The organism is Streptomyces sp. NPDC016851, assembly GCF_055562795.1.
Genome location: NZ_JBVHEP010000028.1, coordinates 56,717 through 74,248, shown reverse-complemented (window position 1 = coordinate 74,248; position 17,532 = coordinate 56,717). Strand labels below are relative to the sequence as shown.

Annotated in this window: 18 protein-coding genes and 2 tRNA genes; 12 read left to right on the top strand and 8 right to left on the bottom strand. The window is 71.3% G+C overall.

Annotation, left to right across the window (positions count from 1 at the left end; translation table 11 throughout):
• Positions 1–124 precede the first annotated feature (124 nt).
• From ACZ3I3_RS34365 to ACZ3I3_RS34355, 3 genes are all read left to right on the top strand, one after another.
• Entirely contained in the window at positions 125–493 is a 369-nt protein-coding gene (locus tag ACZ3I3_RS34365; protein WP_467371463.1) for a hypothetical protein, read from the top strand.
• 134 nt (positions 494–627) lie between these two features.
• Positions 628–1,227: a bifunctional DNA primase/polymerase gene (locus ACZ3I3_RS34360; protein ID WP_467371461.1), complete on the top strand. Its 600-nt coding sequence runs from the start codon at positions 628–630 to the stop codon at positions 1,225–1,227.
• Positions 1,218–1,291 (top strand) — tRNA-Lys (locus ACZ3I3_RS34355). The genes ACZ3I3_RS34360 and ACZ3I3_RS34355 overlap by 10 nt, the downstream gene beginning before the upstream one ends.
• A 67-nt stretch (positions 1,292–1,358) precedes the next feature.
• On the opposite strand, the gene ACZ3I3_RS34350 is transcribed toward ACZ3I3_RS34355, so the two are convergent.
• Positions 1,359–2,654 (bottom strand): M6 family metalloprotease domain-containing protein, encoded by a 1,296-nt coding sequence (locus ACZ3I3_RS34350; RefSeq protein WP_467371460.1) that lies wholly within the window; start codon positions 2,652–2,654, stop codon positions 1,359–1,361.
• A 277-nt stretch (positions 2,655–2,931) separates the two neighbouring features.
• On the opposite strand from ACZ3I3_RS34350, the gene ACZ3I3_RS34345 reads away from it, so the two are divergent.
• Positions 2,932–4,794: a putative bifunctional diguanylate cyclase/phosphodiesterase gene (locus ACZ3I3_RS34345; RefSeq protein ID WP_467371458.1), complete on the top strand. Its 1,863-nt coding sequence runs from the start codon at positions 2,932–2,934 to the stop codon at positions 4,792–4,794.
• Here the strand turns inward: ACZ3I3_RS34345 and ACZ3I3_RS34340 are convergent.
• The 4 genes from ACZ3I3_RS34340 to ACZ3I3_RS34325 all read right to left on the bottom strand — a co-directional run bounded on the left by ACZ3I3_RS34340 (position 4,770) and on the right by ACZ3I3_RS34325 (position 7,985).
• Complete coding sequence (locus tag ACZ3I3_RS34340) at positions 4,770–5,861, bottom strand: LLM class flavin-dependent oxidoreductase (RefSeq protein WP_467371456.1); 1,092 nt, start codon at positions 5,859–5,861, stop codon at positions 4,770–4,772. The two genes, ACZ3I3_RS34345 and ACZ3I3_RS34340, sit on opposite strands and share 25 nt — an antisense overlap.
• A gap of 89 nt (positions 5,862–5,950) precedes the next feature.
• A complete protein-coding gene (locus tag ACZ3I3_RS34335; protein ID WP_467371454.1) occupies positions 5,951–6,220 on the bottom strand; it encodes a hypothetical protein in 270 nt (89 codons plus the stop codon).
• A 221-nt stretch (positions 6,221–6,441) separates the two neighbouring features.
• Positions 6,442–7,173, bottom strand: coding sequence for a maleate cis-trans isomerase family protein (locus ACZ3I3_RS34330; RefSeq protein WP_467371453.1), 732 nt, complete (start codon positions 7,171–7,173; stop codon positions 6,442–6,444).
• Complete coding sequence (locus ACZ3I3_RS34325) at positions 7,170–7,985, bottom strand: maleate cis-trans isomerase family protein (RefSeq protein ID WP_467371451.1); 816 nt, start codon at positions 7,983–7,985, stop codon at positions 7,170–7,172. The genes ACZ3I3_RS34330 and ACZ3I3_RS34325 overlap by 4 nt, the downstream gene beginning before the upstream one ends.
• 198 nt (positions 7,986–8,183) lie before the next feature.
• Between ACZ3I3_RS34325 and ACZ3I3_RS34320 the strand changes: the two genes are divergently transcribed.
• A complete protein-coding gene (locus ACZ3I3_RS34320; protein ID WP_467371449.1) occupies positions 8,184–9,131 on the top strand; it encodes a D-2-hydroxyacid dehydrogenase in 948 nt (315 codons plus the stop codon).
• Positions 9,132–9,148: 17 nt separating this feature from the next.
• Entirely contained in the window at positions 9,149–10,558 is a 1,410-nt protein-coding gene (locus tag ACZ3I3_RS34315) for an amidase (protein WP_467371448.1), read from the top strand.
• On the opposite strand, the gene ACZ3I3_RS34310 is transcribed toward ACZ3I3_RS34315, so the two are convergent.
• A complete protein-coding gene (locus tag ACZ3I3_RS34310; protein ID WP_467371446.1) occupies positions 10,539–11,033 on the bottom strand; it encodes a DUF3830 family protein in 495 nt (164 codons plus the stop codon). The genes ACZ3I3_RS34315 and ACZ3I3_RS34310 overlap by 20 nt on opposite strands.
• A 107-nt stretch (positions 11,034–11,140) precedes the next feature.
• Here ACZ3I3_RS34310 and ehuB point away from each other — a divergent pair, with 107 nt between their 5' ends.
• The 6 genes from ehuB (at position 11,141) to ACZ3I3_RS34280 (ending at position 15,327) form a co-directional block, all read left to right on the top strand.
• A complete protein-coding gene (gene ehuB / locus ACZ3I3_RS34305; RefSeq protein ID WP_467371444.1) occupies positions 11,141–12,070 on the top strand; it encodes an ectoine/hydroxyectoine ABC transporter substrate-binding protein EhuB in 930 nt (309 codons plus the stop codon).
• Complete coding sequence (ehuC, locus tag ACZ3I3_RS34300) at positions 12,067–12,768, top strand: ectoine/hydroxyectoine ABC transporter permease subunit EhuC (RefSeq protein WP_467371443.1); 702 nt, start codon at positions 12,067–12,069, stop codon at positions 12,766–12,768. The genes ehuB and ehuC overlap by 4 nt, the downstream gene beginning before the upstream one ends.
• Positions 12,765–13,415 (top strand): ectoine/hydroxyectoine ABC transporter permease subunit EhuD, encoded by a 651-nt coding sequence (gene ehuD / locus ACZ3I3_RS34295; protein WP_086851289.1) that lies wholly within the window; start codon positions 12,765–12,767, stop codon positions 13,413–13,415. The genes ehuC and ehuD overlap by 4 nt, the downstream gene beginning before the upstream one ends.
• Positions 13,405–14,190 carry an ectoine/hydroxyectoine ABC transporter ATP-binding protein EhuA gene (gene ehuA, locus ACZ3I3_RS34290; protein WP_356024039.1) on the top strand — a complete coding sequence of 262 codons (786 nt, stop codon included), beginning with the start codon at positions 13,405–13,407 and terminating at the stop codon, positions 14,188–14,190. Before ehuD ends, ehuA begins: the two co-directional genes overlap by 11 nt.
• A 199-nt stretch (positions 14,191–14,389) precedes the next feature.
• Complete coding sequence (locus ACZ3I3_RS34285) at positions 14,390–15,151, top strand: IclR family transcriptional regulator (RefSeq protein ID WP_467371441.1); 762 nt, start codon at positions 14,390–14,392, stop codon at positions 15,149–15,151.
• A 102-nt stretch (positions 15,152–15,253) separates the two neighbouring features.
• A tRNA-Lys gene (locus ACZ3I3_RS34280) sits at positions 15,254–15,327 on the top strand.
• Here the strand turns inward: ACZ3I3_RS34280 and ACZ3I3_RS34275 are convergent.
• Both ACZ3I3_RS34275 and ACZ3I3_RS34270 read right to left on the bottom strand, forming a co-directional pair.
• A complete protein-coding gene (locus ACZ3I3_RS34275) occupies positions 15,293–16,963 on the bottom strand; it encodes a long-chain-fatty-acid--CoA ligase (protein WP_467371439.1) in 1,671 nt (556 codons plus the stop codon). The genes ACZ3I3_RS34280 and ACZ3I3_RS34275 overlap by 35 nt on opposite strands.
• 40 nt (positions 16,964–17,003) lie before the next feature.
• Complete coding sequence (locus ACZ3I3_RS34270; protein ID WP_467371438.1) at positions 17,004–17,498, bottom strand: hypothetical protein; 495 nt, start codon at positions 17,496–17,498, stop codon at positions 17,004–17,006.
• Between the last annotated feature and the right edge of the window lie 34 nt (positions 17,499–17,532).

The window sequence follows — 17,532 nt, the reverse complement described above, 5'->3', positions numbered from 1 at the left end:
GACGAACGCCAGGTGGTGTCGCAGCCGTATCCACTACCGCGATGCCCACTTGCGCGCCCGCGAGACAATGGACGGTGGCCCACTCCACCGGGAGGGCCAGCGCGACGTACGAGGAGGAGAAGACATGGCGGAGCCCACGCCGCGTCGGAACGAACCGCGGCTACGCCCCGCGCCCCTGCTCTTCGAGCCCGCGGAGGCGGCCTCGGACCCTGAGCACTTCTTCGATCTCGAGTCGATCGACGATCCCCGCGCGCTGCTGTCCCGCGCGACGGAGCTGACGCTGGCGTTCCGGGCCGCGGCGGACCGGGCGGTGGAGTTCCAGGCGATCGCGGCGGCGCAGCTGGCGGATCCGCGGCGGTTCGACCGGCTGACGACCGCGGACATCGCCGAGCGGGCCGAGTGGACCGAGGACTACGCCAAGAAGATGGTCGAGTTCGGACGGGACCTGATGCGGGGCGGCGGCGAGGGCCGAGGGTCCGTCGACCCGGTGTGAGACCGGCAGACCCGCACGTTCTCGATCTATCTGGCATATGCCAGGCGGGCAAGATACTCCCTCCCCACCCCTCCTGTCCCGATTTCCCGCAACCCTCGGGAACCGCGCGTGCACGGCCGGTAGACATGGGCGTCATGAGCAGCGCATGGAACGCCTCCTATGTCACCCCGGACGGGGCCGCCTGGCTCGCCTCGGCAGGAACGTATCCGCGAAGCACGCTCGCCCTCTGGGAGGAGCGGCCGGACGCACCGGTCGTACTGCCCTGCGGGTCGGTCTTCGACGTCGTCAGCGCGCCCGCGATGTTCGGACGGCGGATGCTCGACCGGCTCTGGGACGACGGGCCCGGCTCGGGCCCGGTCGCGGAGTTCCGCGGCCGGATGCTGCTGTTCTGCGCGCCCGGCACGGCCCAGCGGCTGCCGGTGCTGCTGGAGTGGGAGGAGTGGGGCAAGCACGGCGGGGACACCCGGGAGCCCGGCCGCACGGGCGGGGTCCCGCCCCTGCTGTGCCACGGCACGGGCGACGCGGTGACCGTCCCGGCACCGGCGGACGACGCCTCCCCCGGCCGCTCCGGCGCCCGCTGGCTCGTCGCCCCCGACACCCGTCAGCCCTGGCTGCCCGGCCCCGAGGTACTGCTGTGGGCGGCCGTCCGGGCGGCCCGTTCGGCCGTGCGGATATCGATTTTTCCTCCCGCCGACCAGGGTGCTAAGGTCTACGACGTCAGCAGGCGCCGCTAGCTCAGTTGGTTAGAGCAGCTGACTCTTAATCAGCGGGTCCGGGGTTCGAGTCCCTGGCGGCGCACAGACGGCAAAGGCCCTTCGCGAGAGCGAGGGGCCTTCTGCATGCCCGGCATCCGCATCGCGCGCCTTCAGCGCCCGGCCGTGATCCGCACCGTCCAGGCCCCCGAAGCCGTGCGGCCCTCCACCTCCACCCGGATGCCCTCCCCCGGCACCGTGAAGCTCTCCCCGGGGCCGATCGGCGCGTCCGCGAGGGGCGGGTAGACCGAGTCCTCCCAGCAGGCCTCGGTGCGCGGATGGGCGTCGATCACCTCGATCGGCCCGCCCCCGGACTGCGCCCCGCCCCGCACCCGGTACACGAGCACCCCCTGCCGGCACGCGGCCACGTCGTTGCCCACCGGCCCGCGCGCCTCGAACGCGAGCACGCTGTCGCGGCCGGTACGCAGCACCGCGAGCTTGGTGCCCCGCCCGAGCCCGAAGGCCGGCGCCCCCGCGGTGCCCGTCACCGGCACCCCCGGCCCGGCCGCCAGTGGCTCCAGGGTCAGCCGGGCGGGCCCGGCGTCCTGCACGCACCGCACCTGCCGCTGGTCCAGCCAGCCCAGCTTCCACTTGTGCCAGCCGAACAGGTCGGGCGCCAGTCCGAACTGGCTGCCCATCAGGTCCCAGTCGCCGACGTGTGTGTCCCAGTCGCCCTTGCCGTCCACGGGCCGGTGGTAGAGGTCGGGCAGGTCGAACACGTGCCCGGTCTCGTGGGCGAGGACGAGCCGGTCCGGTGGATGCTGCTCGAACACCGTGACGACCCGGCGCAGATCGGTGCCGTCGGCCCGCATCGGACTCGTCAGGTTCACCACCTTGGTCGCGTCGGAGTCCACGCCGGGCGCGTCCGGGTCGGCGACGAAGTACACGACGTCGTAGCGGGAGAAGTCGACCTGCGGGTCGGCCACGGAGAGCGCGTCCCGCAGATACGCGGCCCGGTGGGTGGCGCTCCAGTCGCGCTGTATGTCGTACGCCGTGGACGGCTGCGGCATCTGGATCCAGTGCCCGAGCGAGTGCGGGCGCAAGGTGAAGCGGCCGTAGGAGGCGCGTTCGAAGAAGCGGGTGGTGGCCGGGAAGTGGTCGGCGGTCAGCTCCTGCGGCGTGGTCAGCGGATGGGCGTCCGGGAAGGACAGGAAGACCATGACCGCGTCCAGGGCCCGGGCCGGGCGCGGATAGGCGGCGTTCCAGGTGTCCAGGCCCTCGGAGTGGTGGGCGTCGGTGCGGGTCAGGGCGCAGGGCGCGGCCGAGTCGTGTTCGGCGGCCGACGGGCCGGTGCCGAGGGAGGTCGCGGCGAGCGCGGACATGGTGGTGAACACGGCCGCGGTGCTGCGCAGTCGGGCGCGCGGGAACTGACGCGGCACGGGTACCTCCGGGTACGGTTCGCGGGACACCGCACCCAGCCTGTGATGATTTGTCGTACTGCGTCCTGTTTGCTTGCACCAGTCGGGTGAAGAAGCCGAAACATCGCGGACGTCGACACCCGCGAAGCACTCACAGAACGTCACAACTGGTCGGGGGCCTGAAGAAGCCGTCCAGGCGTGAGCAGAAACGATCTGGCAGAAGGGCGGGTTGGTCCGGAACACTGGACACCGGCTGGAAGGCCCTGGGGCCAGCCTCTATGATCGGCACACTTTCCTGACCTTTCCTGCACGGACAGAGATCGAATACATGCGGGAGCGAGCGGTGAGCGGAACCTCCGAAGGGCCGGCGCCCGCGGCAGACCTCGACCGGCCGGTCGTCACAGAGAGTGAGATCGACACGTCTCCCCGTACCGAGCCCCCGGCGCCCGCGCCCTATCGCTCCGTCTTCGCGGCCGCCCCGCTCGCCATGGCCGTCGTCGACCGCGAGGGGATGGTCGTCAGCGCCAACGACTCGCTCGCCGCGCTGCTCGGTACGCCACCCGACGATCTGGCCGGGGCCGTCGCCGCCGACCTGGTCGACCTCACCGGTGACGCCCGCACCTGGCACGCGTACCGCGAGGTGCTGCGCGGCCGGCAGTCCCGGCTGCGCTGCACGCGCCGGCTCAAGCACCCCGACGGGCACTCCGTGTGGGTGCAGGTGACGGTCGCCCCGCTGCCCGCCGAGGACCGGGCCGTCCTGCTGACCGTCGCCGACATCAGCTCACGCCGCGAACTCCAGGCCCGGCTGCGGCACTTGCAGATGCACGACCCGGTGACCCGGCTGCCCAACCGCACGCTGTTCTTCGAACGCCTGTCGGCCGCGCTGGAGGCGGAGTCGTACGAGCAGAGCGGCACGGGCCGGATCGGGCTGTGCTACCTGGACCTGGACGGCTTCAAGGCCATCAACGACACCCTGGGCCACCGCGTGGGCGACCGGCTGCTGGCCGCCGTCGCCGAGCGCCTCACGCGCTGCGCGGACGAGGCCGGGCGGTCCCGGCCCAGCATCCCGCTGGTGGCCCGGCTCGGCGGTGACGAGTTCGCGCTGCTCGTCGAGGACTCCACCGGCACGGAGCAACTGGCCGAGCTGGCCGAGTCGGTGCTGGAGGCGGTCCAGGACCCGTTCGACATCTCCGGGCAGCGGCTGTCGGTCTCGGCGTCGATCGGCGTGGTGGAGCGGCACGCGGCCGGGACGACCCCGACCGCCCTGATGCAGGCGGCGGACACCACGCTCTACTGGGCGAAGGCCGACGGCAAGTCCCGCTGGACGCTGTTCGACCCGGAGCGCAACGCCCACCGCATGACCCGCCAGGCGCTCGCCTCCACACTGCGGCCGGCCATCGACCGGGGCGAGTTCCAGCTGGAGTACCAGCCGCTGGTCGGCATGGAGGACGACCGGCTGCACGGGGTCGAGGCGCTCATCCGCTGGAATCATCCTCAGTTCGGCGTACTGACGCCGAATCGGTTCATCGGACTTGCCGAGGAGGACGGTTCGATCGTTCCGCTGGGCCGCTGGGTGCTGCGCACGGCCTGCGGACAGGCCCGCCGCTGGCAGCTGGACCATCCCGACGAGCCGCCGATCTTCGTGAGCGTGAACGTGGCGGTGCGTCAGGTCTGGGACTCCGACCTCGTGGCGGACGTGGCGGAGACCCTGGCCGAGACGGGCCTCGCGCCGCACCTGCTCCAGCTGGAGCTCACCGAGTCGGCGGTGATGGGCTCGGCCGGCCGGCCGCTCCAGGCCCTGAAGGCCCTCAGCGACATGGGCGTGCGCATCGCCATCGACGACTTCGGCACCGGCTACTCGAACCTGGCCTACCTCAGCCGCCTGCCGGTGTCCGTACTGAAGCTGGACGGCACCTTCGTCCGCGGCTTCCAGTACGACGACCGGGACAGCACGGCCACCCGCCCGAACCCGGCCGACGAGGTCGTGGTCGAGGCGATGATCCAGCTCGCCCACCGGCTGGGGCTGACGGTCACGGCCGAATGCGTGGAGACCTCGGACCAGGCGACCCGGCTGCGGCGCATCGGCTGCGACACCGGACAGGGCTGGCTCTACTCCCGTCCGGTGCCGCCGGACCGCATCTCCGAGCTGCTGGGCACGCCGGGCGTTCAGGCGGGCGTCGGCAACCCGTAGGCGTCGGCGATGAGTTCGTAGGAGCGCACGCGTACGTCGCCGCCGTGCGCGTTGGCCGTGATCATCAGCTCGTCAGCGCCGGTGCGCTTCTGCAGGTCGTCCAGGCCGGAGCGGACCTCGTCCGGGGTGCCGTGGATGACGTTGGCGTTCCAGGAGTCGACGAAGTCGCGCTCCATGGGGCTGAACTCGTAGGCCTCCGCCTCCTCGGGGCTGGGCACGAGGCCGGGGCGTCCGGTGCGCAGCCGGACCATGCTGAGGGCGGCGGCCAGGACCTGGCGGCGGGCCTCCTTCTCCTCGTCGGCGGCGAGCGCGGAGACACCGATGAGGGCGTAGGGCTCGTCGAGCACGGCGGACGGCTGGAAGGACTCCCGGTACAGGTCCAGGGCCGGGACGGTGTTCTGCGCCGAGAAGTGGTGCGCGAAGGCGAAGGGCAGGCCGAGGACACCGGCGAGGCGGGCACTGAAGCCGGAGGAGCCGAGCAGCCAGACGGGCGGGCGGTGCGGGGACTGGACGCCTCCGGGGGAGGTGGCCTGGACCGGCCCCGGTACGGCGTGGATACGGCGGTAGGGATGCCCGTCGGGGAAGTCGTCGTCGAGGAACCGGGTCAGCTCGGCGAGCTGCTCGGGGAAGTCGTCGGCGCCTTCGTTGAGGCGGTCGGTGCGGCGCAGGGCGGCGGCCGTGGCACCGTCGGTTCCCGGCGCGCGGCCGAGTCCGAGGTCGATGCGGCCCGGGGCCATGGCCTCCAGCGTCCCGAACTGTTCGGCGATGACGAGCGGGGCGTGGTTGGGCAGCATCACGCCGCCCGAGCCGAGGCGGATGCGGCCGGTGTGGGCGGCGAGGTGGGCGAGGATCACGGCCGGGGACGAGGAGGCCACGCCGGGCATGGAGTGGTGCTCGGCGACCCAGTAGCGGTGGAAGCCGCGGGCCTCCGCGAGGCGGGCCAGGTCGACGCTGGTGCGCAGCGCGTCGGATGCGGTGCGGCCGGCCCCGACGGTGACCAGGTCCAGTACGGAGAGGGGGACGGGGGCGCTGCCCTGCGCTGCGCCGCGTATCTCGTCTGCCGCCACGGTGGGGTGCCTCCTGCTGTGGGCCGTGTGCTGTCGTTCCGGCTCTAACAGGGGACTGTCTCCGGTTATTCCCGGGAGGTGCCGCGGGGTCAGGCGGCCTGCTCCCAGTCGCTCCGCGCGCCGCCGTACGGGGGCTGCCGGGCGGCCTTCTCGCGGACGCGGAGCACGATCCACGCGAGGACGGCTCCGCAGGCGAGCCACCAGGGCAGGGACCACACGGCACCCCACCAGTCCGCCCGCGGATCGAGGACGGCGTCCACCGCGGCGGTGATCATCGCCGCTGCCAGGCTCCAGCACAGCAGGCGCCCGGACAGCTGGACAGCGCTTACAGAAGATCTGAACGGGCCCGTTTCGGCCATCGGGGAGTCCTTCACGGCACGACTGGCTGCGGACGTGGCCAGTGTGCACGGGGAGAACAACGGAAGGGGAACGCGCTTTCGGTCAACTCAAGAGCCCCGCGAGACGGCGGAGTTGAGGATTCCTCACCTCCTGGCGGGTAGTTCACCCCTTATGCCCGGATCTGCCCCACCGAAGAGGTGGGACCGATTCCGGGCGTCGGTGGCGAGAACGGCACGCGCGCTCACGCCTGGACGAGCGGCTCCCTCGTGAACAGCGCCCCCAGTTCCGGCGCGTTCACGCGGCGGTCCGCCAGGCGGAGGCCCTCCCAGACCGTGACCTGGTTGGCGGTGAGGACCGGCTTGCCGAGGTCCTTCTCCAGGGCCGGGATGTGGGCCGCCGTGTGCAGGGCCGTGTCGGGCAGGAGGAGGGCCTCGGCCTGGGGGTGGTCGGCGTGCCGGGCCATGGCGAGGAGTTCCGCCTCGCCCCAGGTGCCGACCTCGGCGGCCGTGATGATGCCGGAGCTCTTCACCGAGACGACCTCGACGCCGTCCGCCCGCAGGAACTCGGCGAACAACTGCGCCACGTCGTCCGGGTACGTCGCGCCGATCGCGACCCGGCGCACTCCCAGCTCCCGTACCGCGTGCACGAACGCGAAGGACGTCGAGGAGGCCGGCATGCCGGCGGTCTGCGCCAGGGTGCGCACCTGGTCCTGAGCGCCGTCCCAGCCGTAGACGAAGCTGCCGCTGGTGCAGGCCCAGACCACGGCGTCCGCGCCGGCGTGCCGCAGCTCCTGGACGCCCGCCGCGAGTCGCCCGGCGGAGCCCATCTCGAGCAGCGCGTCCACCCGGTGCGCGTCCTCACCGATGTCGGTGTGCACCAGGTCCACCCGGATGTCGCTGCCGAGCAACTGCTCGATGCGCGGATAGTCGTCCTCGGCCGAGTGGCCCGGGTAGAGAAATCCCAGTGCTGTCATGTCCAGCCTTCCTGCTGCTGCTCTTCTTCCGGCACGACGGGACCGGGGTCCGCCCCCGGCGATCCGAGACCGACACGCGCCTCCGGATTGATCAGCGCTTGATACGGTCCCACCGCACGGGTACCCAGTCGGCGCAGCGCCGCCCACATCGTCACTTGGTTGGCCGAGATCACCGGGATGCGCAGTTCGGCCTCCAGTTGGGGGATGACGTCGTAGGTGGGCAGGTTGGTACAGCTGATGAACAGGGCGTCGGCGTCGTCGCGTACGGCCTGCCGGGCCATGTCCACCACCTCCCGGTAGGGGACCTTCCAGATGTGCCGGGTCAGGCCCATGAAGGCACAGCCGGAGATCGTGACGCCGGCCTGGGCGACGTACGCCTCCAGCGACTGCGTCACCGACACCGTGTACGGCGTCACCAGCGCCACCCGCCGTACGTCCAGTTCCACCAGGGCCTCCAGCAGCCCGCCGGAGGTGGTGATCGCCGGGACGGAGCCCGCCCGGCTCATCGCCTCGCACATCGCGCGCTCGCCCATGACGCCGCCGACGAAACTGCCGGACGTACAGGCATAGGCGATGACCTCGGGGGCGACCGCGTTGAGCGTGCCGACCGCCTCGCTCAGCGTCTCGTGTTCGCTGACCATGCGGGCGAGATCGAGGCTGACCTCGACCGGCACGAACGGTGTTCGTGTCATGTGCAGGGAGACCTCGTCCGGCACCCACCGCCACAGCTCGCGGTCGAGAGCGAAGTCGAAGGGGGCGACTACGCCGACCCCGCGCTGCGGGCTGGGCCCGCCGAGAAATGAGACGTCCATGGCAGGGCACCGGCCTCACACTGGGCAACGAGTGTGCAACGGATCGTGGGAACGCCCGTGTTGACGACGGTAGGTTCGGGTGCGAGCGTGGTCAATCCGTCCGGATCATTCCCTGGTCAACACCGTGTTAACTCGTCGTCACCGGCCGCCTCCCGAAGGCAGGCCGCCCCCGCCGCACGGCTGGAGAAACGGCTGCTCATGCCCACCCCCACTCTGCTCGTCCTGGACGCCGAGCCCCTCCCCCGCCTCGGGAGCCTCACCGGCCGCGCCCGTATCGAACACACCGACGCGGAGGGTCTCGCCGCACGCCTCCCGCGTGCGGATGTACTCCTGGTGTGGGATTTCACGTCGCGCGCCGTGCGGGACGCCTGGCCCGGCGAGGGCCCACGACCACGCTGGGTGCATACGGCGAGCGCCGGTGTGGACCATCTGATGTGTCCGGAACTCGCCGCCTCCGACACGGTGGTGACGAACGCGCGCGGCATCTTCGACCAGCCGATCGCCGAGTACGTCGCCGCGCTGGTGCTGGCCATGGCCAAGGACCTGCCGCGCACGCTTCAGCTGCAACGGGAGCGGACCTGGCGGCACCGGGAGTCGCAGAAGGTCGCCGGGAGCCGGGCCGTCGTGGTCGGCACCGGACCGATCGGCCGGGCGATCGCCCGCACGCTGGAGGCGCTGGACATCACGACGGCCCTCGTGGGCCGCGCCGCGCGCACCGGTGTGCACGGCCCGGAGGATCTGGACCGGCTGCTGGCGCGCGCCGACTGGGTGATCGCGGCGGCACCGCTCACCGATCGGACGCACGGCATGTTCGACGCCCGCCGCTTCGGCGTGATGCAGCCGTCCGCCCGGTTCGTCAACATCGGCCGCGGCCAGCTGGTCGTCGAGGACGCGCTCGCCGAGGCCCTGGCCAAGCACTGGATCGCGGGCGCCGCCCTGGACGTCTTCGAGTCCGAGCCCCTGACCCCCGACAGCCCGCTGTGGCAGGTCCCGGGCCTGATCGTGTCCCCGCACATGAGCGGCGACATCGTCGGCTGGCGGGACGAGCTCGGCGCCCAGTTCGTTGAGCTGTACGAGTTGTGGGCCGCCGGAAAGCCGCTGGAGAACGTGGTCGACAAACAGCGCGGGTATGTACCCGGACACTGACGTTCCTTGGAGGGTGCATGACCGAGCTCACCGAGCTGACCGCCGTACGGCTCCTCGACGGCTACCGCAAGGGCGAGTGGAGCCCTGTGGAGGCGACCCGCGCGGCGCTGGAGCGGGCCGAGGCGATCCAGCCGGAGGTGAACGCCTTCGTCCGGCTGACCGCCGAGGACGCGCTGGCCCGGGCCCGGGAGTCGGAGGAGCGATGGCGGCGCGGTGAGCCGCAGGGGCTGCTGGACGGGGTGCCGGTCACGGTCAAGGACATCCTGCTGCTGCGCGGCGCGCCGACCCTGCGCGGTTCGAAGGCCGTGGATCCGGCGGGGCGCTGGGACGAGGACGCCCCGTCCGTGGCCCGGCTGCGGGAGCACGGGGCGGTCTTCATCGGCAAGACGACGACCCCCGAGTACGGCTGGAAGGGCGTGACGGACTCGCCGCTGAGCGGGGTGACGCGCAACCCGTACGACCCCTCGCGCACCGCCGGCGGGTCCAGCGGCGGCAGCGCGGCGGCCGTGGCGCTCGGCGCGGGACCGCTGTCGCTGGGCACGGACGGCGGCGGCAGTGTCCGCATCCCGGCGTCGTTCTGCGGGATCTTCGCGCTGAAGCCGACCTACGGGCGGGTGCCGCTCTACCCGGCGAGCGCGTTCGGCACGCTGGCGCACGTCGGGCCGATGACCCGGGACGCGGCGGACGCGGCGCTGCTGATGGACGTCATCGGGCACCCGGACTCGCGCGACTGGTCGGCGCTCGCCCCGCCGCCCGGTGCCTACGCGGACGGCCTGACGGGCGGGGTGCACGGGCTGCGCGTGGCGTACTCGCCGTCGCTGGGCGGGCAGGTGGCGGTGCGTCCGGAGGTCGCGCGGGCGGTGCGGCACGCCGTGGAGCGGCTGGCGGAGCTCGGCGCGTACGTCACGGAGACCGACCCGGACCTCACCGAACCGGTGGAGGCCTTCCACACCCTGTGGTTCAGCGGGGCGGCCCGGGTGACCCAGCACCTGGGACCGAAGCAGCGGGAGCTGCTGGATCCCGGCCTGCGCGAGATCTGCACACAAGGCGCCCGCTACTCGGCGCTGGACTATCTCGCCGCGGTGGACGTCCGGATGGACCTGGGGCGCCGGATGGGCCGCTTCCACGACACGTACGACCTGCTCGTCACGCCGACCCTGCCGATCACGGCGTTCGAGGCGGGCGTCGAGGTACCGAAAGGATCCGGCCATCGGCGCTGGACGGGGTGGACGCCGTTCACGTACCCGTTCAACATGACGCAGCAGCCCGCGGCGAGCGTGCCGGTCGGCGCCGACGGGGACGGCCTGCCGATCGGGCTCCAGCTCGTGGCCGCCCGGCACCGGGACGATCTGGTGCTGCGGGCGGCCCACGCGCTGTACGAGGCCGGCGTGGCGTCCGCCGGCCGGATCAGGCCCTCCGGAAGCTGAGCGTCTCCCCCGCCGCTCCCGACCTCCACAGGTCGTTGCACGCCTCGGCCATGCTGTCCAGGCCCTCGACGATCTGGCCCCAGACGATGCCGGGGACCCAGCCGACATCGGCGTTCAGCAGCAGGTTGTTGCGCTCGTAGAACAGGGCCAGGTCGACGAGCGTGGTCCCGGCGCGGACCTCGCGGTCGTAGCCGTAGGACTTGGTCCCCAACTCCGTGCCCGCGAAGGCGAAATAGCACAGATCGCCCGGAATGGGAGTGACGGTCGGGTTTTCCAGGGGTGGTTCGGTTTCGGCGAAGGGCGGGAAAAGGGCGTAGATCTCGTTGCGTGCGTACTTCGCGTGGTAGACGTCGCCGGCCAGCGGAAGGGCGTCCCAGACGGCCGCGCAGGTGATCGGCGCGCGGTCGTCCAGGAGCCTGGCCCTGCAGGTCACGCCGCGCTTGACCAGGGAGACTTCGATATAGCGATCAGCCATGCCTCCATGGGAGTGCCCGCCGCCCCCGCGGTCAAGGGCGCACGGGCAGACGTGCGGGGCTTGAAAAGATCGGCATAACTCGGATGCGGTCGGGTAGCCGCGCGCCCATGGCTCCACCACAGAGAAGCCCACTGAGAAGTCCGGAACCCATATCCCAGGCCGCCTCCAGGCCCACACGCCGGTCGCTGCTCGCGGGGGTCGCGGCGCTCGGCGCGCTGGGCGCCGCGGGATGCAGCCGTGTGGCCACGGCGTCGAGCACCGAGGGCGGTGACCTGCTCGGCCGGCTCCGGGCGGCGGGCGTCGTCCGCCTCGGCATCGCCGGTGAGATCCCGTTCGGTTTCATCGACAAGAACGGCGAGTTGACCGGTGAGGCACCGGAACTGGCGAAGGTGATCTTCAAGCGCCTCGGCGTCGACCGGGTCCAGCCCGTGCCGACCGAGTTCGGCTCGCTCATCCCGGGCCTGAACTCCCAGCAGTTCGACGTCGTGGCCGCCGGGATGTACGTCAACCCCGAGCGCTGCGAGCAGGTCATCTTCTCCGACCCCGACTACCAGATGCTCGACGCGTTCATCGTCCGCAAGGGCAACCCGAAGGGGCTGCGCGACTACAAGGACGTCGTCGAGAAGAAGGCGAAGTTCGCCACCGGGACCGGATACGCCGAGATCCAGTACGCCGTCGAGGCGGGGTACAAGGAGAGCGACATCCTCATCGTCCCGGACCAGGTGGCGGGGCTGAACGCCGTCGAGGCGGGCCGCGTGGACGTGTTCGCGGGTACGGCGCTCACCGTGCGCGAGGTGGTGAAGAAGTCCGCCAAGGCGGAGGCCACCGAGCCCTTCAAGCCGATCGTGGGCGGCAAGCCGCACGTCGACGGGGGCGCCTTCGCGTTCCGGCCGACCGAGACCAAGCTGCGCGACGCCTTCAACGTCGAGCTGCGCAAGCTCAAGAAGAGCGGTGAACTCTTCCGCATCCTCAAGCCGTTCGGTTTCACCGAGGCCGAGATGACGGATCTGACCGCGAAGGAGCTCTGCGGCGGATGACCTCGGGACTCTGGGAACTCGTACTGAAGGGCGTCTGGGTCACGATCCAGCTGCTCGTGTGCAGCGCGCTGCTGGCGGCTGCGGTGTCCTTCGTGGTCGGCGTCCTACGCACCCACCGGCTGTGGATCGTCCGCTTCCTGGCGGGCTTCTACACCGAGGTGTTCCGCGGGACCTCGGCCCTGGTGATGATCTTCTGGGTGTTCTTCGTGCTGCCCCCGGCCTTCGGCTGGCAGCTGGTGCCGCTGTGGGCGGGCACGCTGGCGCTCGGCCTGACCTACGGGGCGTACGGCTCCGAGATCGTGCGCGGCGCGCTGACCGCGGTCGACCCGGCGCAGAAGGAGGGCGGGATCGCGCTCAGCTTCACGCCCTGGCAGCGGATGCGGCTGATCCTGCTGCCGCAGGCGGTGCCGGAGATGATCCCGCCGTTCTCCAACCTGCTCATCGAGCTGCTCAAGGGCACCGCCCTGGTGTCGATCATGGGCATGGGCGACCTGGCGTTCAGCGGCAACCTGGTGCGTCTGGCGCTCCAGGAGAGCGCGGAGATCTACACGTACATCCTGCTCATCTACTTCGTGATCGCCTTCCTGCTCACCCGGGTCATGCGCGGCCTGGAGAAGAAGCTCAAGGCCGGTGTCGGGAAGAAGCCCGACACCAAGACCCGGGCGCCTGAGCCGGTCGTGGTGGAGGGGGTCCGATGAACTGGGACTGGAGCGCGGTCTCCGACTTCATGCCGGACTTCTGGAAGGGTCTGCTGGTCACCCTTCAGATCCTGGTGATCGGTTCGCTGGTCTCGTTCGTGCTGGGCCTGGTGTGGGCGCTGCTGATGCGGCTGCCGACGCGCTGGGTGACCTGGCCGGTCGGCGTCGTCACGGAGTTCGTCCGCAACACCCCGCTGCTGGTGCAGCTGTTCTTCCTCTACTACGTGCTGCCCGAGTGGGGCCTGACCTTCTCGGCGCTCGCCACCGGCGTCTTCGCGATCGGGCTGCACTACTCGACGTACACGATGCAGGTCTACCGCGCCGGTATCGAGGCCGTGCCGGTCGGCCAGTGGGAGGCGGCGACGGCGCTGAACCTGCCGCTGCGCCGGACGTGGTCCGCGGTGATCCTGCCGCAGGCGGTGCGCCGGGTCGTCCCCGCGCTCGGCAACTACGTCATCGCGATGCTCAAGGACACGCCCATGCTGATGGCGATCTCCGTGCTGGAGATGCTCGGCCACGCGCGCCTGTTCTCGCAGGAGCACTTCCAGTTCACCGAGCCGCTGACGGTGATCGGCGTGGCCTTCATCGTCATTTCCTATCTGGCCTCCCTTCTCCTGCGAGCCCTGGAGCGACGCCTTGCCCACTGACACTCTCCCCAATCCCGAGAAGAACCCCGCCAGGAGCACCGGCGAACTGATCCGGCTGGAGCAGGTCACCAAGCGGTTCGGGAGCAACACCGTCCTGGACCACCTGGACTTCTCCGTCGACGCCGGCAAGCACGTCACCCTCATCGGGCCGTCCGGGTCCGGCAAGACCACGATCCTGCGGCTGCTGATGACCTTGCTCAAGCCCGACGAGGGCACGATCACGGTCGACGGGCAGAAGCTGTTCCCGGCCTCCGACAAGGAGGTGCGGGAGGTCCGCAAGAAGATCGGGATGGTCTTCCAGCAGTTCAACCTGTTCCCGAACATGACGGTGCTGCGGAACATCACCGAGGCACCGGTCACCGTCCTCGGCATGTCCAAGGACGAGGCCGTGGAGCGGGCCAAGGGCCTGCTGGAGATGGTCGGCCTGTCCGACAAGTGCGACGCGCACCCGGCGCAGCTGTCCGGCGGGCAGCAGCAGCGGGTGGCGATCGCCCGGGCGCTGGCGATGCGGCCGCAGGTGCTGCTCCTGGACGAGGTGACCTCCGCGCTCGACCCGGAGCTGGTCGCGGGCGTCCTGGACGTGCTGCGGGACATCGCCCGTTCCACGGACATCACGATGCTCTGTGTGACCCACGAGATGAACTTCGCCCGGGACATCTCCGACCAGGTGCTGATGTTCGACTCGGGCCGGGTCATCGAGTCGGGTCCGCCGGAGAAGATCTTCAGCGAGCCGGAGAACGACCGCACGCGGGAGTTTCTCAGCGCAGTGCTCTGACTACACCGCGTGACCAGGCAGAACGTCCGGACCTCAAGGCTGGGGCATGCTCCTGGCATATGCCAGAGGGTCGATGCCCCAGTCCGGAGGCCCGGGAATCTTGTCAACCCCCGCTCTCCGCAGGGTGTTTGCCGGTTAACCTGGAAGAGGTTCACTGACCGGATTACGGCCCTAACAGCAAGCGCAGGGGGAGACCACCGTGGCGCTGAAGCACGAGCCGCCGACCACCCCGTACCACGCGGCCCAGGAAGCCCTGCGCGTCCTGGAGACCGTGGCGCGGAGTTCCACCGGAGTCACCGACGCCGAGCTCGCCCGGTACACCGGCATCGGACCGGAGCGGCTGACCGCGCTGCTGCGCATGCTGCGCCGCGAGGGCTACGTCGAGCAGATCGCCGACGGCGCGTACGTCACGGGCGAGACGCTGGCCCGCCTCGGCTCCGCCCAGCACCGTGAGCAGGCCCTGCGCGACAAGCTCCAGCACACCCTCGACCGGCTGCGCGACTCGGTCGGCGCCGCCGTCTACATGAGCCGGTACGTCGACGGCGAGATCAGCGTCACCCAGTACGCCGACAGCCCGGCCACGCCCAAGGTCAACGAGTGGGTCGACTTCCGCTCCTCGGCCCACGCCACCGCGATCGGCAAGAGCCTGCTCACCCAGCTCGACCACGCCGGCCGCCGCGACCACCTCGCCCGGCACAAGATGGCCCGCCTCACCTCGCGCACCATCACCAGCGACCGGCTGCTGCTCTCCCGGCTGGAGTCCCAGCCGCCCACCGTGCCCGTCCTGGACCTCCAGGAGTACGCGGTCGGCACGGTCTGCGCGGCCGTCCCCGTCACGGCCGGCTCCTCCGTCGGCTGCCTGGCCCTGTCCCTCCCGGTCGAGCACGCCCACCGGCTCCGCCAGGCCGCGGACGCCCTCAACCGCAACGCGGCACCGGTCCTGCTCTCGATGGCGATCTAGCTCCTGCTCCGGGTGGTCGGAAGCACCCCGAAGGACCGGGTATTATTTTCTCCGTCGCCGCCGCGAGAACGCGCCATGCGGAACGCGGTCGGCGGGAGTCATGCGCCGCTAGCTCAGTTGGTTAGAGCAGCTGACTCTTAATCAGCGGGTCCGGGGTTCGAGTCCCTGGCGGCGCACCGGTGAAGGGCCTCTCGTGGGAGCGGGAGGCCCTTCGGCGTGTTCGAGATCCTCCCTGGTCAGCAGGCGGTACGCACGCTCCCCCGGCGGCCGCCACCACACCGGGTCCGGGCACCGCGGGCCCTCCTTCCGCAACGCCGCCCGATGGATCTTGTTCGTGGCCGTCACCGGCATCCGCCCCACCACCCGCACGAACCGGGGCGCCATCTTCGTCCCCAGGTCGGGCTGGACGAGCAGGAACCGCGCGAACGCCTCCGGGTCGAAGGTCCCGGCGATCGTCGCCATCACCTGGTCCCCGGTCACCGGATCCGGCACCGCGTACACGGCCACGGCGGCGGCGCCCTCGTACCGGGCGAGGATGTTCTCGATCATCGCGGCGGCCAGGTTCTCCCCGTCGACGCGGAGGCGGTCGTCGGTGCGGCCGGCGAAGTAGAGGTAGCCGTCGGCGTCCCGGTAGAAGAGGTCGCCCGTCCAGTACCAGCCGTCCCTGGTCCGCTCCGCCTCCGCCGCCGCATTGCGCCAGTAGCCCTCGAAGGGGCTGGGCCCCTGGTTGACCAGTTCGCCGATCGCCTCGTCCCCGTTGAGCAGCCGCCCCGACGCGTCGAAGCGGGCCGGCGGGCACTCCTTGCGGCTCTCCGGGTCGAGGACGACGAGCCCGGGTGCCGCCCGGCCGACCGCGCCCGGCGGTGTCCCCGGCGACCACTGCACCGCCGCCCCGCCCTCCGAGGAGCCGTATCCCTCCACCAGCCGCACCCCGAACCGCCGCTCGAAGGCCGCCGCGTCCACCGCACCCGCCTCCGTGCCGAAGCCCAGGCGGAGGGGATGGTCACGGTCATCGGAGCGCGGCTCGGTGGCCAGGACGTACTGGATCGCCCGGCCGACATACGTGAAGTACGTCGCCCCGTATCGGCGCACGTCCGGCAGGAAGCGGGACGCCGAGAAGCGCCGGCGCAGGGCCACACCCGCCCCGGTGACGAGTGCCGGTGCCCAGCCGGCGATCACCGCGTTGCCGTGGAACAGGGGCATGCAGAGGTAGTGCACGTCCTGCGGCCCCAGGGCGAACTGACCGGCCAGGGAGCGCCCGGCGGCCACCAGGCGGCCCTGGGAGCAGAGGGCGGCCTTGGGCGCGCCGGTCGAGCCGGAGGTGAAGTAGAGGAGGAAGCGGTCGCGCGGGGTGGCGCGGGAGGCGTCCGGGTGTGCGCCGGCGTAGGGGGCCAGGAGGTCGGTGTACTCCTCGGTGTCCGTCACCAGCAGGCGGGTGCCGGGCAGGTCCAGGCCCCTGAGCAGCGGCAGGTGGGTCCGCTCGGTGACCAGGACGCGGCACTCGGTGTGCAGGATGTCGCGGGCGAGTTCGGCGCCCCTGCGGGTGGGGTTCACACCGGCGACCGCCGCCCCGGCCAGGGCCGCCGCGCCCAGCCACAGGGGGAACTCGGGGGTGTTGTCGAGGAGCACCCCGAGGTGGGGCTCGGCGTCCGGCGGCAGCAGGTCGGCGAGCAGGGCCGCCCGGGCCGCCGCTCCGGACGCCACCTCGTGGTGGGTCAGGACCTCTTCCCCGCACCACAGTCCCGGCCGGTGATCGCCCCACCGCTCGGCCATGAGTTTCGCGACCGTACCCGCCGCCGCCCTGGTGTCCATGGGCGCGCAGGTTAGCTGACGGACCGTCAGATGTGGAGGGTCACGGCATCGGGCTCGTCCCGCTGCCGCCGCTGAAGAGGAAGTCGCCGTACGGGCCGAAGATCTGGACGTACGTGACGACGAAACCGGCGCAGAAGACGACGATCACACCGAGGAACGCCAGGATGCCGAAGGCGGCCACCGTGTGCTTCGCCCGGCTCGGCGGCTGCGCCGTGGCCACGACCTGCCGGCCGTCGCTGTAGTAGACCGTGACGTAGTCGCCCTCGACGATCGTCCCTCGGCCGCCCTCCTCCTCGAACCGGATGACCCGGCCGTCGCGTGTGATGAACTCGTACACGTGATGGAGCGCTGTCCGCACGGATGTGTCGCCGTGCCCGCCGCCGACCGTCGCGTACGCGCGCAGGCACCGGCCCTCGGCCGTCAGTCCGCTGTTCCAGGCACCCCGGATCTGGAGCCAGCGCCACACGATCCGGTAGGCCATGAAGAGCGCCCCGGCCGTGATCAGGCCGGGCACGACGTAGAAGATCACGTCCATCGCGCATCCCCCGAGGTCGATGCGCCGGCCCCGA